This is a genomic window from Pengzhenrongella phosphoraccumulans (genome assembly GCF_045689905.1).
Taxonomy (GTDB): domain Bacteria; phylum Actinomycetota; class Actinomycetes; order Actinomycetales; family Cellulomonadaceae; genus Pengzhenrongella; species Pengzhenrongella phosphoraccumulans.
The window spans coordinates 4626989-4642077 of sequence record NZ_CP144210.1; the positions used below are offsets into that span (position 1 = coordinate 4626989).

At 71.0% G+C, this 15089-nt stretch carries 16 protein-coding genes; 5 read left to right on the forward strand and 11 right to left on the reverse strand.

What is annotated here, in order from left to right; genetic code table 11:
- Positions 1–111 precede the first annotated feature (111 nt).
- Entirely contained in the window at positions 112–360 is a 249-nt protein-coding gene (locus VTA80_RS21430) for a WhiB family transcriptional regulator (protein ID WP_407343083.1), read from the forward strand.
- Positions 361–381: 21 nt separating this feature from the next.
- Here the strand turns inward: VTA80_RS21430 and VTA80_RS21435 are convergent, their stop codons facing one another.
- From VTA80_RS21435 to VTA80_RS21445, 3 genes are all read right to left on the reverse strand, one after another.
- Positions 382–648: a GlsB/YeaQ/YmgE family stress response membrane protein gene (locus VTA80_RS21435; protein WP_407343084.1), complete on the reverse strand. Its 267-nt coding sequence runs from the start codon at positions 646–648 to the stop codon at positions 382–384.
- Between the two features lie 125 nt (positions 649–773).
- On the reverse strand, positions 774–1817 hold the full coding sequence (locus VTA80_RS21440) for a cation diffusion facilitator family transporter (protein WP_407343085.1): 1044 nt from the start codon (positions 1815–1817) through the stop codon (positions 774–776).
- On the reverse strand, positions 1814–2212 hold the full coding sequence (locus VTA80_RS21445) for an ArsR/SmtB family transcription factor (protein WP_407343086.1): 399 nt from the start codon (positions 2210–2212) through the stop codon (positions 1814–1816). The genes VTA80_RS21440 and VTA80_RS21445 overlap by 4 nt, the downstream gene beginning before the upstream one ends.
- 123 nt (positions 2213–2335) lie before the next feature.
- On the opposite strand from VTA80_RS21445, the gene VTA80_RS21450 reads away from it, so the two are divergent.
- From VTA80_RS21450 to VTA80_RS21465, 4 genes are all read left to right on the forward strand, one after another.
- Positions 2336–2980, forward strand: coding sequence for a uridine kinase (locus VTA80_RS21450; protein WP_407343087.1), 645 nt, complete (start codon positions 2336–2338; stop codon positions 2978–2980).
- Between the two features lie 131 nt (positions 2981–3111).
- Positions 3112–4134, forward strand: coding sequence for an iron ABC transporter substrate-binding protein (locus tag VTA80_RS21455; RefSeq protein ID WP_407343088.1), 1023 nt, complete (start codon positions 3112–3114; stop codon positions 4132–4134).
- 2 nt (positions 4135–4136) lie between these two features.
- The gene (locus VTA80_RS21460; RefSeq protein WP_407343089.1) at positions 4137–5690 is read left to right on the forward strand and encodes an ABC transporter permease; all 1554 of its coding nucleotides are present in this window, start codon (positions 4137–4139) and stop codon (positions 5688–5690) included.
- Positions 5687–6754, forward strand: a complete 1068-nt coding sequence (locus VTA80_RS21465; RefSeq protein WP_407343090.1) for an ABC transporter ATP-binding protein — start codon at positions 5687–5689, stop codon at positions 6752–6754. Before VTA80_RS21460 ends, VTA80_RS21465 begins: the two co-directional genes overlap by 4 nt.
- A 30-nt stretch (positions 6755–6784) precedes the next feature.
- Here VTA80_RS21465 and VTA80_RS21470 read toward each other — a convergent pair whose 3' ends face one another.
- From VTA80_RS21470 to VTA80_RS21505, 8 genes are all read right to left on the reverse strand, one after another.
- The gene (locus VTA80_RS21470; RefSeq protein WP_407343091.1) at positions 6785–8392 is read right to left on the reverse strand and encodes a DUF222 domain-containing protein; all 1608 of its coding nucleotides are present in this window, start codon (positions 8390–8392) and stop codon (positions 6785–6787) included.
- 373 nt (positions 8393–8765) lie between these two features.
- Entirely contained in the window at positions 8766–9827 is a 1062-nt protein-coding gene (locus VTA80_RS21475) for an alkene reductase (RefSeq protein ID WP_407343092.1), read from the reverse strand.
- A gap of 122 nt (positions 9828–9949) precedes the next feature.
- The gene (locus tag VTA80_RS21480) at positions 9950–10411 is read right to left on the reverse strand and encodes a SixA phosphatase family protein (RefSeq protein WP_407343093.1); all 462 of its coding nucleotides are present in this window, start codon (positions 10409–10411) and stop codon (positions 9950–9952) included.
- 48 nt (positions 10412–10459) lie between these two features.
- Positions 10460–11515: an MGH1-like glycoside hydrolase domain-containing protein gene (locus VTA80_RS21485; RefSeq protein WP_407343094.1), complete on the reverse strand. Its 1056-nt coding sequence runs from the start codon at positions 11513–11515 to the stop codon at positions 10460–10462.
- Positions 11516–11546: 31 nt separating this feature from the next.
- Positions 11547–12761 (reverse strand): hypothetical protein, encoded by a 1215-nt coding sequence (locus tag VTA80_RS21490; protein ID WP_407343095.1) that lies wholly within the window; start codon positions 12759–12761, stop codon positions 11547–11549.
- A 93-nt stretch (positions 12762–12854) separates the two neighbouring features.
- On the reverse strand, positions 12855–13598 hold the full coding sequence (locus tag VTA80_RS21495; protein ID WP_407343096.1) for a sugar isomerase domain-containing protein: 744 nt from the start codon (positions 13596–13598) through the stop codon (positions 12855–12857).
- Positions 13595–14344: a sugar isomerase domain-containing protein gene (locus VTA80_RS21500; RefSeq protein ID WP_407343097.1), complete on the reverse strand. Its 750-nt coding sequence runs from the start codon at positions 14342–14344 to the stop codon at positions 13595–13597. The genes VTA80_RS21495 and VTA80_RS21500 overlap by 4 nt, the downstream gene beginning before the upstream one ends.
- Positions 14341–15084 (reverse strand): N-acetylmannosamine-6-phosphate 2-epimerase, encoded by a 744-nt coding sequence (locus VTA80_RS21505; protein WP_407343098.1) that lies wholly within the window; start codon positions 15082–15084, stop codon positions 14341–14343. Before VTA80_RS21505 ends, VTA80_RS21500 begins: the two co-directional genes overlap by 4 nt.
- Between the last annotated feature and the right edge of the window lie 5 nt (positions 15085–15089).

Sequence of the window (15089 nt, forward strand, 5' to 3'; positions counted from 1 at the left end):
GCCCCGCGGACCTGCGAACCTTCGAATTCGCAAGCGTTGTCCGGCCGGCGCTCCCGAACCCCCTTCGGCGCGTCCCTCCAGGGCCGCGCGAACAATGCCGTGGAGCTGAGCATGGACTGGCGCAACAACGCTGCGTGCCTGACCGAGGACCCGGAGCTGTTCTTCCCGATCGGGACCACGGAATCCGCCCAACGCCAGATCGAGCGCGCCAAAGCCGTGTGCGACCGGTGCCCGGCCGTCTTCACCTGCCTCACGTGGGCGCTCGAGTCCGGTCAGGATGCGGGCGTCTGCGGCGCCCTCTCGGAGATGGAGCGCCACGCGTTCAAGCGACGCGAGGCCCGCCGCCGTCGGGCAGGCTGACCCCGCCTCGGAACCGAGCGGTCAGCGACGCCCGCCGCCTCGACGAGCGACCAGCGTGACGCCGATCGCCGCGAGACCGACCTGGAGCAGAACCTCGATCCAGTCGATCCCGGCGGTGTCCGTGGACGAGATCGCGTTCGCCAGCGCGGTCCCCAGCAGCGCTGCGACGATGCCCACGAGGATGGTGACGACGAGGGAGAGGTTCTGCTTTCCCGGAGCGACGAATCGACCGAGCAGGCCGATGATGGCGCCGATCACGATGGCGGTGATGAATCCTGTGACGGTCATGAAAGTCGCTCTCCTCAGTCCCACGGGGGCCGGTCCCGGCCTCCGAGCGGACGAAGGTAGCCGGACCGGTACCGCGATGCACCTTTGCGAAATCGACGCGAAGGGGTTATCCCGCCGCGACCGGGTTATCCGGGGAACGGCCGCACGACCGCCTCGCCCAGCTGGGGCAGCGCGTGCGACAGCGCATCCTCGCCCGCACGGGCGACGCCGTGCGCCTGGACGGGGGAGAGCGACGGGTCGACGTCGAGCTCCGCATCTGCGTGCAGCGCATGCCCGAGCCACCGCAGGCGGACCCGGCGGACGGCGAGGACCCCAGGCACCGCGGCAAGCGCGTGCTCGGCGCGGTGCACGAGCTCCGGCTCGACGCCGTCCATCAGGCGGCGGAAGACGTCGCGCAGGGCGCTGCGCAGCAGCACCAGGATCGCGGCGGTGATGACCAGACCGACCACGGGGTCCGCCAACGGGAAGCCGGCCGCCACGCCGAGCGCGCCGACGAGGACCGCGAGGGACGTCAGCCCGTCCGTGCGCGCATGCAGACCATCGGCGACGAGCGCGGCGGACCCGATCTGCCGGCCCACCCGGATCCGGTAGATCGCGACGAGCTCGTTCCCGGCGAACCCGATGAGCCCGGCCGCGGCGACCCACCACGTGTGCTCGAGCGCAACGGGATGGATCAGTCGGCGGATCGACTCCACGAACGCGACCACGGCGGACAGCGCGATCATCGCGACGATGAACAGTCCCGCGAGGTCCTCGGCCCGCCCGAACCCGTAGGTGAACCGCTTGCTCGGGGCTCGTCGGGTCAGCGCGAACGCGATCCACAGCGGGATCGCCGTCAGCGCGTCGGAGAAGTTGTGGACGGTGTCGGCCAGCAGCGCGACCGAGCCGGAGATCACGACGATGGCCAGCTGGAAGACGGCCGTCAGACCCAGGCCCACGAGCGAGACCTTGACCGCGCGGATGCCGTGCTCACTGCCCTCAAGCGCGTCGTCGATCGAGTCGGCGGGGTCGTGGCTGTGGGGCGAGAACAACCCGTGCAGCACGCCGCGCAGCCCGGTCGGATGAGTGTGCCCGACGCCGCCATGGTCGTGGCTGTGGTCGTGGTCGTGGTCGTGGTCGTGCTCGTGGTCGTGGTCGTGCTCGACGACGGCGGCGGGCTCGGGACTCATCGCGTCCCCCGCTCCGACGAGGACTGTGCACCGGGCGCATCCGGCGACGCTGCACGTTCGCGATGGTGGACGGGGATGTCGACGGAGGCATGCTCGGCGTTGAACACGGCGTCGGTGATGAGCTGTTCGATGTGCTCGTTCGTGATCCGGTAGTAGACGCTCGTGCCGTCCCGTCGCGTCTGCACAAGGCGACCCAGTCGCAGCTTGGCGAGGTGCTGGCTGACGGCCGGCCCCGGCTTGCCCACCTGCGTGGCGAGCTCGTTGACTGACTGCTCCCGGCCGATCAGGGCCCACAAGAGCTGAACGCGGGTCGGATCGGCGAGCATGCGGAACACCTCGACCGCGAGGAGGACCTGATCCTCGTCGAGCTTCTCGCCATGCTTATCTGCATTCATACGCAGAGTCTAAGGCTTTGAAGCGGAGCGAGAGAACACCCGACCCGAGCTGCCCCGCCACGCCCCGCCACGCCCCGCCCCGCCCCGCCCCGCCCCGGGCATGGATCGCGCACACTGGCTCCCGTGGTCGTCGAACCGGTGAGCCCAGTCGTGCTGGTGGAGCGCCTGGTGGAACTCGTGGCGTCGCTCGAGGTCGGCCGCCGGTGGCGCATCGCCATCGACGGCGCGCCGCCGGTCCGCCCCGACGAGCTCGCCGACGCGCTCGTCGACCCGCTACGCGCCGTCGGCCGCCCCGTCGTGCGGGTGCGCGCCGACGACTTCTTGCGCCCCGCGTCGCTGCGCTGGGAGTTCGGGCGAGAGAACCCGGACGCGTACTTCGACGACTGGCTCGATCTCGCGGCGCTGTCGCGCGAGGTGCTGGCACCCTTCGGGCCGGGCGGGAGCGGCCGGTACCTCCCGTCGCTGCGGGACCCGGTCACAGATCGCTCCACCCGGGCCGGGCGGATCCAGGCGGCCGACAGCGCCGTCCTCCTCCTGACCGGCAGCCTGCTGCTCGGGCGCGGGCTCGACCTCGACCGCACGGTCCATCTCGCGGTGCGGCCGGACACGCTGCGGCGCCGAACGCCCCCGCCCGACCGGTGGCGCCTACCCGCGTTCGCGCGCTACGACGACGACGTCGACCCCGAGCGGGCGGCCGACGTCGTCGTCCGCGTGGACGATGCGCGCCACCCCGCGATCCTCGGTGACCGCGGGGCTGCTCGGCGGTAGGGCTGAGCAGTAGGGCTGAGCGGTAGGGCTGGGCACTCGTACCCGCGACGCGTGCCAGACCGCGGTTTGACCGGCTCCCCGCGTGGTTACTAAGGTAAGCCTTACCTCACCCAACCGAGACGAGCTTATCGATGCGATCCCTGCGAGCACCCGTGGCATTCACCGTCGCGCTGACCGCCCTGACCCTGTCCGCCTGCTCCGGGACCGCGACCGCGGACCCGGGCGAGACGACCCTCACCCTGTACAACGCCCAGCACGAGGAGCTCGTGCAACCGGTCATCGACGCGTTCGAGGCGAAGACGGGGATCGCGGTGCAGATGCGCAACGGCGACGACTCCGAGCTGTCGAACCTCCTGGTCCAAGAGGGCAAAGCCTCCCCCGCGGACGTCTTCGTCACGGAGAACTCCCCCGGGATGAGCCTGGTCTCGGACGCCGGACTGTTCGCGGATCTCGAGCCGGCCACGCTCGCGCAGACCCCGCCGCAGTACCAACCGACCGATGGGTCGTGGGTCGGGTTCGCCGCCCGATCGACGGTCCTCGTGTACAACCCCGACGCCCTCGCGGCCACGGACCTGCCGGCCTCGCTGCTCGACCTGGCCAATCCCGTCTGGAAGGGCCGAATCGGCATCTCGCCTGCCGGCGCCGACTTCCAGGCCATCGTGAGCGCCGTCATCCAGCTCGAGGGCGAGGACGCCGCCGCGACCTGGCTCGCTGGCCTGAAGGCCAACGCCCGCATCTACGACGGCAACAGCACGGTGATGAAGGCGGTCAACTCCGGCGAGATCGAGGCCGGGGTCGTCTACCACTACTACTGGTACCAGGACCGAGCCGAGGGCGGGGACAACAGCGCGAACGTGGAGCTGTACTACTTCGGCCACCAGGACCCCGGGGCGTTCCTGAGCATCTCGGGCGCGGGCGTGCTGGCCTCGAGCAAGCACCCGACGCAGGCGCAGCAGTTCGTCGCCTTCCTCACGAGCGCCGACGGTCAGGCGGCCATCGCCGGGAGCAAGGCGCTGGAGTACACGATCGCCAGCGACGCCGCGTCGAACCCCGTGCTGCCGCCGCTGAGCGGCCTCGAGCCGCCCACCGTCGACCCGACCAGCCTCAACGGGCCGCGCGTGGTCGAGCTCATGCAGGCCGCCGGGCTCATCTGAGGGTGAGCCTCGTCGCCCGCACGCGGAGCAACCACACGACCCGGCCAGGCGTGTGGTTGCTCCGCGTCGTCTGCTCGCTGGTCGCCCTGCTCGTGGTGCTGCCACTCCTGTACGTCGTCGGCTACACGGTCGACGCCGGCTGGGCGCAGGTCTCCCAGCTCGTCTTCCGGGCGCGCGTGCTCGAGCTCACCTGGAACACGGTCCGCCTGACGCTGGCGACGATCGCGACGTGCGCCGTCGTCGGCACCGGTACCGCTTGGCTGGTGGGTCGCACCGCGATCCGGGGACACCGCGGGTGGCACGTGCTCATGGTCGCGCCCCTGGCGGTTCCCGCGTTCGTGAACAGCTACGCGTGGGTCTCGCTCGTCCCGGGGATGCAGGGGTTCGGCGGTGCGCTGGTGATCGTCACGCTCTCGTACTTCCCGCTCGTCTACCTCCCCGTCGCGGCAACGCTCGGCGGGCTCGACCCCGCGCTCGAGGAGGTGTCCCGGTCGCTCGGGTTCGGGGCGTGGAGCACGTTCCGGCGCGTGGTCCTGCCCCAGCTCCGCCCTGCCCTCCTCGGTGGCTCGCTGCTCGTGGGGCTGCACCTGCTGGCCGAGTTCGGCGCGCTGCGGATGCTGCAGTACCCGACGTTCACCACGGCGATCTACGACCAGTACCGGTCGTCGTTCGCCGGGCCGGCAGCGAACTCGCTGGCCACCGTGCTCGTGATCGCCTGCCTGCTCCTGCTGCTCGCCGAGCTCAAGCTGCGTGGCCGACGGAGCCTGGCGCGGGTCGGGCACGGGTCCGCGCGGACGGCGGCGCGGTTGCGGACGGGGCGCTGGGCCGGGCCCGGGCTCGCGTGCGTCGGCGTCGTCGCCGTCCTCGCCGTCGGCGTGCCGATGGTGATGCTCGGACGCTGGCTCTGGGTGGGGACCTCGACCGCCTTCCCGATGGCGACCCTGTCCGCGACCTTGCTCCAGTCCCTGACCCTCGGCCTGACGGCCGCGCTCGTGACCACCGCGCTCGCGCTGCCCGTGGCCTGGCTCAGCGTCCGCTTCGCCGGACCGTTCGCCACCCTCCTCGAACGAAGCACCTACGTGTCCAGCGCGCTGCCCGGCATCGTCGTCGCGCTCGCGCTGGTGACGATCACGATCAACGTCGCGCAGCCGTGGTACCAGACCGCACCCGTCCTCGTGATCGCGTACGTCATCTTGTTCATGCCCCGGGCGATGGTCAGCCTGCAGGCGGCCATCCGACAGGTCCCGCCCGTGCTCGACGACGTCGCCGGCTCCCTGGGCGCGGGCGCCCTGGCCCGCTTCCGGCGAGTCACGCTGCCACTGATCGCGCCCGGCGCCGGGGCCGGGGCAGCGCTGGTGTTCCTCGCGGTGATCACCGAGCTCACCTCGACCCTGCTCCTGGCGCCTATCGGCACCCAGACCCTCGCCACGAAGTTCTGGAGCTACAGCAGCAGCCTCGCGTACGGCGCGGCCGCGCCCTACGCGGTCCTGATGGTGCTGCTGTCCCTGCCCGCGACGTATCTCTTGACCCGACCCACCAGGGAGCGCCTCACATGACCGCGTTGATGATCCAGAGCGTGTGCAAGGCCTTCGGCTCCCACCAGGTGCTCGGCGGCGTCGACCTCACCGTGGCGGACGGCGAGCTGACGGCTGTGCTGGGCGCCTCGGGGTGCGGCAAGACCACGCTCCTGCGGCTCGTCGCCGGGTTCGCCGCGCCTGACGGAGGCACGATCCGGCTGGGCGACGACATCGTGGCCGACGACGGCGTGTTCGTGCCGGCCCAGCGGCGCAGGGTCGGGTACGTGCCGCAGGAAGGCGCGCTCTTCCCGCACCTGGACGTCGCGGAGAACATCGTCTTCGGGCTCCCCCGTGCTCAGCGCAGGGAGCAGCATCGCGTCGACGAGCTGCTCGAGCTGGTCGGGCTTGATCGCGCCGTCCGGCACCGCGCTCCCCACCAGCTGTCGGGCGGGCAGCAGCAGCGGGTCGCGCTGGCGCGTGCACTCGCACCCCGCCCGAGCCTGCTCCTGCTGGACGAGCCGTTCTCGTCCCTGGACGCCGCTCTGCGGACCGAGACCCGCGATGCGGTCGTGAACGCGCTGCGGGCCGCAAAGGCGTCCGCACTGCTCGTGACCCACGACCAGGGCGAGGCGATGTCCATGGCCGACTGCATCGCGATCATGCGGGACGGCCGGATCGTCCAGGCCGACGCCCCGGCCGCGGTGTACGGCCAGCCCGCCGATGCGGAGACGGCACGGTCCGTCGGTGAGGCCAACGTCCTCGCCGCCCAGGTGCGCGACGGTCTCGCGCACACCAGCATCGGCCCGATCCCGCTGCGGCACCAAAGACGCGATGGTCCGACCCGCGTCCTCATCCGTCCTGAGCAGGTGCGGATCTCCACCAGCACCAGCACCAGCACCAGCACCGACGGCATCGACGACGCCCCAGGCTCGCTCTTCCTCGCACGCGTCGACCGCGTGCACTTCTACGGGCACGACTCCGTGGTCGCCCTCACCGTCCTTGCGACCGACGAGCGTGTGCTCGCGCGGATCACCGACGGGACATCGCCCACGTTGGGCGCGACGGTCGACCTCCAGCTCGCGGGCGAGGCGCTCGGCTGTTGATCTGCCGCCTGGACCGCCGCCACCAATGCGTCAGCGGCGGATGACGACGCCGTGGCGGTCGGTGAATTGCCAGCCGTGAGGTGTCCAGGTGATCTCGATGCCGTGGTCGTGGGTGTGGTCGTGGTGGTGCCAGCACAACAACACCCCGGTGGTGGCATCGGTGTCACCGAGGTCACGGAACCATTGAATGGAGTGGTGGCATTCACACATGCGCGGCGGCGCGGTGCAACCGGGGTATTGACAATGTTGGTCGCGGGCGATGATCGCGCGACGTAATTGACCGGTGAAGGTGCGTTTGGATCGGCCGATATTGATGAGCTGCGAGTCCGGGCTGAACATGAACCGGCTGATCTCCGCATCACACAACAGTCGGTCCAGCACGACGCGCGGGACCGGCTGCCCGTCCTCGAACACCGCCGGACGCAGCACCTGCGGCACCAGCGGCGACCCGTTGGTTCGTGCGGGTTCGAGAACGCCGGAGTTGAGCACCGCGGGGTCGAGCAGGCCTTGGTCGAGCAGTCCGGGGTCGAGCAGGCCGCCGGGTGCGGGTGGCGGGAACAGCAGGGCCGGGTCCACCTGGTCGCAATCGGTCGGGCGCAGGGACGGGTCGAGCAGGTGGGTCACCCCGGCGCGGGTGGTCATCGCGATCAGGGTCGGGTAGTCCACCAGCACGCTGATGTGCGGGCGTACTGACGCGTGCTTGCCGGTCAGGCCCTGGTCCAACGTCAACCGGGCCAGGTCCGACAACGCACCCGCACGACGTTGCGACGCGGTGCGGTCATCACCGGCCGCCGGCACGCCCTGCACGGCCTGCAACGCGACCAGGAGCCCTTGGCCGTGCTCGGTGGTGAGGAACCCGGACAGGTGACAGCCGCCGGTGGTGGCGGAGATGTCGAAGAACTCGCGCTCGGTGGCGTCTTTGTATCCCCGCTCGTCCGCTTCCGGATCGGCGGCGGCGGCCCAGCGGCGGGCGAGCATGCGCAGCGTGTCGGCGCTGACCTGCGCGGCCTGGTCCAGCAGGAACCGTTCCCCCACCGGCGCGTCCGGGTCCGCCAACACCTTCCGGCGCACCTCGCTGGTCGCCGCGGCGGCGGTCAGGATCTCGGCCTGCTCCACACTGACCCGCCCCTCACCCCCGGTAACCACCGCCGCGGCAGTCAACGGCAGCTCGTCCCGCAGGGCGTGGGCCAGGCGCGTCATCCGCTTGGCCTTCGCGTAGGTCAGGTGCGCCCGGCGGGCCAGCCACGTCGGGAACGTGCGCGCCCCGCTGGCGTTCCACGGCACGTCGGACTCGACCACGGGCAGCGCGCGGGTGGCGATGGCCTGCAACCGGTCCGACAGCTCAAACACCCGGTCGAACAACTCCAACGCCCCCGCCCCGTCCAGGTCCCGCGGAGACACGGCGGCAAGTGCGTCGACCTGCGCCTCGATCACCGCCACCCGATCCGCCAACGACACCCGTGACGCAGGCGTGGCCGGCGAAAGCGTGGGCGGCTGCGACGGACCTTCGCCGAGCGGAGAGGTGGGCGCGGGCGTCGACTGCTGCGGGGATGGCGGCGTGGACGCAGGCGGACCGGCAGCAGGCTGCACGGGCGTGGGCGGCAGCGACGACACGCCCTCGTCCTCTTCAAAGGTCATCTCACACCCCCCGTCGCCGCTCGTCAGGAATACCCCTGCTGCCTCAGAACCGGTGAACCGCCACCATTTCCGATGCAACCCACACTAACCGGGGCCACTGACATTCCCCGCCCCGTCGTCGGGCACGATATGTGGACAAAGAACAATGCACCGAAATCTGTGGACAAGCCTTCGCGAAAGCCGCCTGGGGGTGGCCCCGTGAGCACAATTCCCGGGTGGCACTTCAGCTCGTCGGGGTGGGCTCAGTCATCGGCTGCTGGGCGGACAAGGTAGTGGAGCCATCCCCCACGCGCACCTGAAGGCGACCCCAAACAGACGTGCCCGGCCTCCCGCGGGCTGAACCTACGGAGGGCCGGGCACTGGTGAGCGAGGGTCAGGCGGAGAGCACCGGGTAGTCGGTGTAGCCGTGGGCACCGCCGCTGTAGAAGGTCGAGGAGTCGGGCGCGTTCAGCTCGGCACCCGTCCGCAGCCGCTCGACCAGGTCGGGGTTGGCCAGGAAGCCGCGCCCGATGCAGAACAGGTCGGTCTCGCCGGAGTCCACGGACGCCTGCGCGGTGGCGAGGTCCGACGGCCCGGTGAAGCCGGTGTTGAAGATGAACGTGCCGGTCCACTGCTTGCGGAGCTGCGCGTGGAAGTCGGTGCTCGAGCCCTCGAGCACGTGCAGGTAGAGCAGGCCCAGCGGGGCGAGACCCTCGAGCAGTGCGGCGTAGGTCTCGGCGGTCTCGGTCTCGGAGATCCCGTTCATCGTGCTCGCCGGCGAGATCCGGATGCCGACCTTGTCGGCCCCGATCGCCGCCACGACGGCGGTCGCCACCTCGATGACGAATCGGGCGCGGTTCTGGGGAGATCCGCCGTAGCCGTCGGTCCGGGTGTTGCTACCGGTCGCCAGGAACTGCTGGAGCAGGTACCCGTTGGCGGCGTGCAGCTCGACCCCGTCGAGGCCGGCAGCCACAGCGCGGCGCGCAGCGTCGACGAACTCGGCAACGACGCCGGGCAGCTCGGCGGTCTCGAGGGCACGCGGCTCCTCGAAGTCCTTCATGCCCTGCTCCGTGTAGACCTCACCGGCGGGCGTGATGGCCGACGGCGCGACCGGTCGGGTCCCGATGATCGCCTCGTGGCTGATGCGACCGGCATGCATGAGCTGCACGACGATCTTGCCGGCGCGCGCATGCACGGCGTCGGCGACGAGCTTCCAGCCGGCGACCTGGGCGTCGGTGTGCAGCCCGGGGGTGTGCGGGTAGGCCTGGCCGATGGCCGACGGCTGCGTGCCCTCGGTGATGATGAGGCCGGCGGAGGCGCGCTGGGCGTAGTACTGCGCCGCGAGCTCCGTCGGTGCTTCTCCGGCGCCCGCGCGGTTCCGCGTCAGCGGCGCCATGACGAGGCGGTTGGTGAGCTCGAGGTTTCCGAGCAGATAAGGCGAGAACAGGTCCGACATAGCTGACTCCTCTGGTTGCGTTGCTGTCCGGTACAACCAGTTGCCGGCGGGAGACTTCCGCGAATCGGCTGTGAGCAGCATCACCCGGCCTCGCCGGCGGGCGAAAACTCCAACGAGAAAGCTCAGCCCAGGAGCAGCGGCGGGACGTACTGCAGGTCGGCGGACCCGTCTCCATGGGGTCGGACACGCCAGGCGGCGCCCTTCTCCGTCGCGCGGACCGGCGCGGTCACCAGGCCCGACGCCCGGGCGACGTCGAGCAGCGCGCGGAAGACCTCACCGTGCGTGCACAGCGCCCAGGGGTCGGACTGGTGTGCGAGCAACCACTCGAGCAGCGCGTCGACCGGGGCGTCCTTGGCGAGCAGCTCGTGGTCCTGGACCTGAGCGCCGCGGTCGGCGGCGAGCGGCTCGACCGTCTGTCGGCAGCGCACGGTCGGGCTCGACCACACCACCGAGACGTCGTCCTCGGCGAGCGACCGAACCAGCGACACCGACTGCACAAGACCGCGTGCCGTCAGGGGCCGGAGCGCGTCGTCTCGGGTCCAGTTGGTCTTGTTCCCAGCATGAGCGTGGCGCACGAGGATCACGGACAAGACTCTAGCGATGCGGTGGTGCCCCTCCAGCACCCACGGGGGCTACAGCCCGCTGCCCGGGAGGCTCCCGAGAAGGAACCAGCCTGCCTCCGCGTCGTACCACTCCCCGCACGGCGCCTGGCCGCACGACGTCGGCTGCGTGAAGTTCGGCGCGAACCGAGCATGCACGTCGGCGAGGTACGACTCGGCCCGGGCAGGCTCACCCATCAGCTGGGCCGCACGCGTGATCGAGACCCAGGGGTAGGAGTCCGGGATCACCCCCGTGTGCCACGACGGGAACGACGCCGAGAACTGGCCCCAGCCCGAGGCCGCCTTCGGATCGCTCGGGGCGACCACCCCGAAGATGATCGGCCACAGCTGGGCGACCCCGGGCGCGTAGAACACGCTCGTGCTGCTCGGGCTGGCGTAGCTCGCGTCCCAGTTGCCGTTGGTGGGGTTCCAGAGCTTCGCGACGATCGCGGCCTGAGTCGACGCTGCCCACGAGGCGTAGTAGGTCGCCTGCGCGCTCCGGCCGAGCAGCGTCTCCAGTGCGGCGAAGTCGGCGAGACCTGAGTACACCTCGGAGTTGTCCATCGTGTACGCCACCGCGTAGGTCGGTTTGGCGATCGTGAGGCCGGCCTCCGGACCCGACTCGATCCGCACCCCCGTCGGCGCGCCGTACGTCGTGAGGTTGGCGATCGCCTCGTAGGTCCCGATGTTGGCCGCGACGAAGCTCTGCAATGCCGGGTCACCGCTCGCGAAGGCCCGGTACGCCAGGTTCAGCGCCGTGGAGGCGTAGCTGTCCACCGAGTCGAAGTCTCCGGTCGCGGTCTCGGCGCCCGTCGCCGGGTCGTAGACGTAGTCGAAGACGCTCTCAGCCGGCACGTTCGTCGCCGCCGCATTGCGGTGACCGAGGTACCAGCCCATCCACGACCGGACCCCCGCACGTGCGGTGGCCGTGTCGGCCGCGAGCAGGCCGAGGGCGGCGATGTTGGCGAAGTAGGGCGTGATCTTGGTGCCGGTGCTGAGGATTGCCCCGCTCGGGAGCTGCTTCGACAGGATGAAGTCGACCTGTTCGCTGATCCAGCTGGCCTGGACAACGGCCGGGTTCGGGGTCACAGGAGATGCTCCGTTCGGGACAGGGAGGTCATCAGTGTGACGTCCGGGGCGAGTGGTCGGAGCCGCGGCCCGCCCGGTGGTCCTCGATCCGGGCGCTCCGGGCGAGCAGGTACCAACCCGCCTCGGCGTCGTACCACTCACCGCAGACTGCTGCCCCGCACGTCGTGGGCAGGCCGAAGCCGGGGGCGTAACGGGCGTGGATGCCCGCGAGGAAGGCGGTGGCCTGCGTCGGCTCACCCATGAGCTGCGCAGCGCGAGCGACCGAGACCCACGGGTACGAGTCGGGCAGGGCCCCCTCATACCAGGTCGGGAACGAGGCGACGAACTGCCCCCAGCCGGCCAGGGCGCGCGGGTCGCTCGGCGCGACGACGCCGAAGATGATCGGCCAGAGCTGCGCGGTGCCCTGGGCGTAGAAGACGTCGGGGTTGCTGGGGTTCGCAAACGCCCAGTCCCAGTTGCCGTTGTCGACGTTCCAGAGCTTGGCGATCATGGCGCTCTTCGTCGCCGCGGCCCAGGACGTGTAGTGAACCGCCTGGGCGCTGCGCCCCAGGCGCGCCTCGAGCTTCGCGAGGTCGACGAGCCCCGCGTAGACCTCGGCGTTGTCCATCGTGAACGCGATCGGGTAGCTCGGCTTGGCGATCGTCAGCCCGGCGTCGGGACCGGTCTCGACGAGCACACCTGTGGGCGCCGGGGTGATGACCAGGTCGGCGAGGGCCTCGTACGCCCCGATGTTCTTGCGGACGAAGGCGCGCAGCGCCGGGTCCTTGCTCGAGTACGCCGCGTACGCGACGTTGAGCGCGGTCGAGGCGTAGCTGTCCACCGAGTCGAAGTCGCCCGTCGGTGTCTCGGTCTGCGCGACCGGGTCGTACACGTAGTCGAAGACGCTGTTGGCGGGCACATTCACGCCCGCGACGTTGAGGTGGCCGAGGTTCCAGGTCATCCACCGCAGCGCGCCGGCGCGCGCCGCCCGCGTGTCGGCGGCCAGGAGCCCCAGCGCGGCGATGTTCGCGAAGTACGGCGAGATCCGCGTGCCGGTGCTGAGGATCGCGCCGCTGGCCAGCTGCTCGGACAGGATGAAGTCGACCTGCTCGTTCGACCGTCGTTCCGGGCCTGCAGGTGCGGTGGGCGACGCAGGCGAGCCGGGAATGGCAGCCGTGGCGGCGGCGGGCAGCATCAACGTGCCGGCAAGCGTGGCAACGGCCAGGGCGGCGCCGGCCCAGCGCGGGAATCGTGCGGGCATGGACATGGATGAGCTCCTCATTGAGTCATGCAGGGACGGACCGAGGCAGATGAATCAAGGCAGGCGGATCGATGCAGTCGGACCAAGGCCGACGACTGCCTACAGATAGGTCACGCGGTCGCGGTAGGCCGCGATCCAACGGGCGTTCCAGGCCGCCGAGTCGTCGAGGTTCGCGCTCGCGAACACCGGTGGGGTCGCACCCCGCGCGGCGAGCCGGGCGCCGACCTCGACCATGAGCCCGTGCAGCATCGCGGCGCCCACCGCGGACGACGTCGGGCCAACCGGTGGCACGTCGTCGCGCAGGACGACGGCGGCATCGCCGACCACCCCGGGCAGATCGAGGACGACGTCGGCCACCTCGAACAGGCGGGGCACCCCGCGGCCCGCGACGGCCGATGAGTAGGTCACATTGGTGAGCGCGATGACCGTCGCACCGCGCTGCTGGGCGAGGGTGCACATCTCGACGCTGACGGGATTGCGGCCCGAGACCGAGACGATCAGGAGCAGGTCGCCGGCGCCGAGCGGAACCTCGGCGAGGATCTCGGCGGCCACGCCGGACGTCTGCTCGAGAGCGCTGGTGGCGGTGACCGGTTCAACGTTGAGCATCAGCCCCGCGGGCAGGATCGGCCAGATCGGGACCAGCCCGCCGGCGCGGTAGAACTGGTCCTGCACGAGCAGGCCGGCGTGGCTCGCCCCGAACGCGAACAGGACACGCCCGCCGGCGATCGCCTCGACGATCAGCTCCGCCGCCGCCCCCACCTGCTCCCCCACGCGGTCCGAACCGGCGACCTCGAGCTGGGCCTGCACGACGGCGAGATAGCGCGCGTAGGCGGTCGCGTTCACTGCCCGGTCTCCCGGTAGTGCGCGCGGGTCGCCGCGTACGTCGCCCCGCCGCCCGGGAGGTTGTAGCTCGTGTAGATCGACGGGACGACCCCGGCCGTGACGCACTTGTCGATGATCCCCACCGTCACGGCCCACATGAGTGCGGCCCCCGCGAGCCCAGACCACGCCGCCACGGGCATGGCGAGACCCTCGATGGCCAGAGCGGCGTCCCCGTAGGGCACGCAGTTGTCGAGCACGACGTCGGCGACCTCGAACAGGCGCTGGCCGGACGAGTGGCTGCTGGCGAGCTCGGCGGAGAACGCGGAACCGGTCACGGCCACGACATGGACCCCGCGGGCACGGGCTTGGATCGCCAGCTCGACGACGAGCAGGTTGGTCCCGGACACCGAGCTCAGCACGAGCAGGTCGCCGGCCAGGATCGTGCCCTGCTCGAACAACCACTCCACCAGAAGCTGCGCCGAGCGTTCGCCGGTCGCGTCGAGCCGGCCGCGCTCGGCCCCGATCCACTCGTTGCCCGCCTCGACGCTCGCCCCGAACCCGAGCGCGGTGTACGCGGCCAGGCCCCCGGTCCGCGCGATGAACTCGTGGCTGATCAGGTGCCCCGTGTCGAAGATGTGGATCGGGCGGCAGTCCGCGATCGCGGCCGCGCCGAGGGTGGCAACGGCATCGATGGCGCCGCCCTGGGTCCGCTCGAGGTCCGCGAGCCGAGCGGCGGCGTCGGCGAAGTAGTCGGTGATGGCGCTCATGCGGACACCGCGCTCCAGCGGACCTGCGCCTGGCGGGCGGCCGTGACGAACCGCCGGGTGATGAGCTCCGGGACGGTGATCGCCGAGCCGATGATCAGGGCGTACGCCCCGCCGTCGAAACAGGCGGCGATGTGGTCGGTGGTCCAGATCCGCCCCTCGACCACCACCGGCACGGGCAGGTCGCGGATCTCCTCGAGCAGCCCGAAGGCCGGCCCGAACCGGTCCAGGTGCTCGGTGTACGGGGTGTACCCGGCGAGGGTGGTGCCGACCATGTCCGCACCCGCCTCGACCGCGGCGGCGGCTTCCGCGGCCGTGGAGATGTCGGCCATCACCGGCACGCCGATCGCGTGGAGGCCGCCGATGATCTGCGCGAGCGTCTCGCCGAACGGGCGCGCGCGCTGGGTGCCGTCCAGGGCGACGAGGTTCGCCCCGGCCGCCACGACGTCGAGAGCGTCGGCGAGCGTGGACGTGATCCGCACCTCGAAACCGTCCCGATCGACCTTGTTGATGCCGAAGATCGGCAGCGGGCTCACGTTGCGGATGGCGGCGACGTTCGCCGGGCCGTCGACGCGGAAGCCCAGCGCGCCACCGAGCTCGGCGCTCAGTGCGAGCGACGCGAGCATCGCCGGGGTGTTTAGCGGGCTCTCGGGCCCGGCCTGGCACGAGGCGATGACCGCACCCCGCAGGCTGGCCACCAGCTTTTCTCGCAGGTGCTCGGACTCGACCGGTGTGATGTTCATGGGGG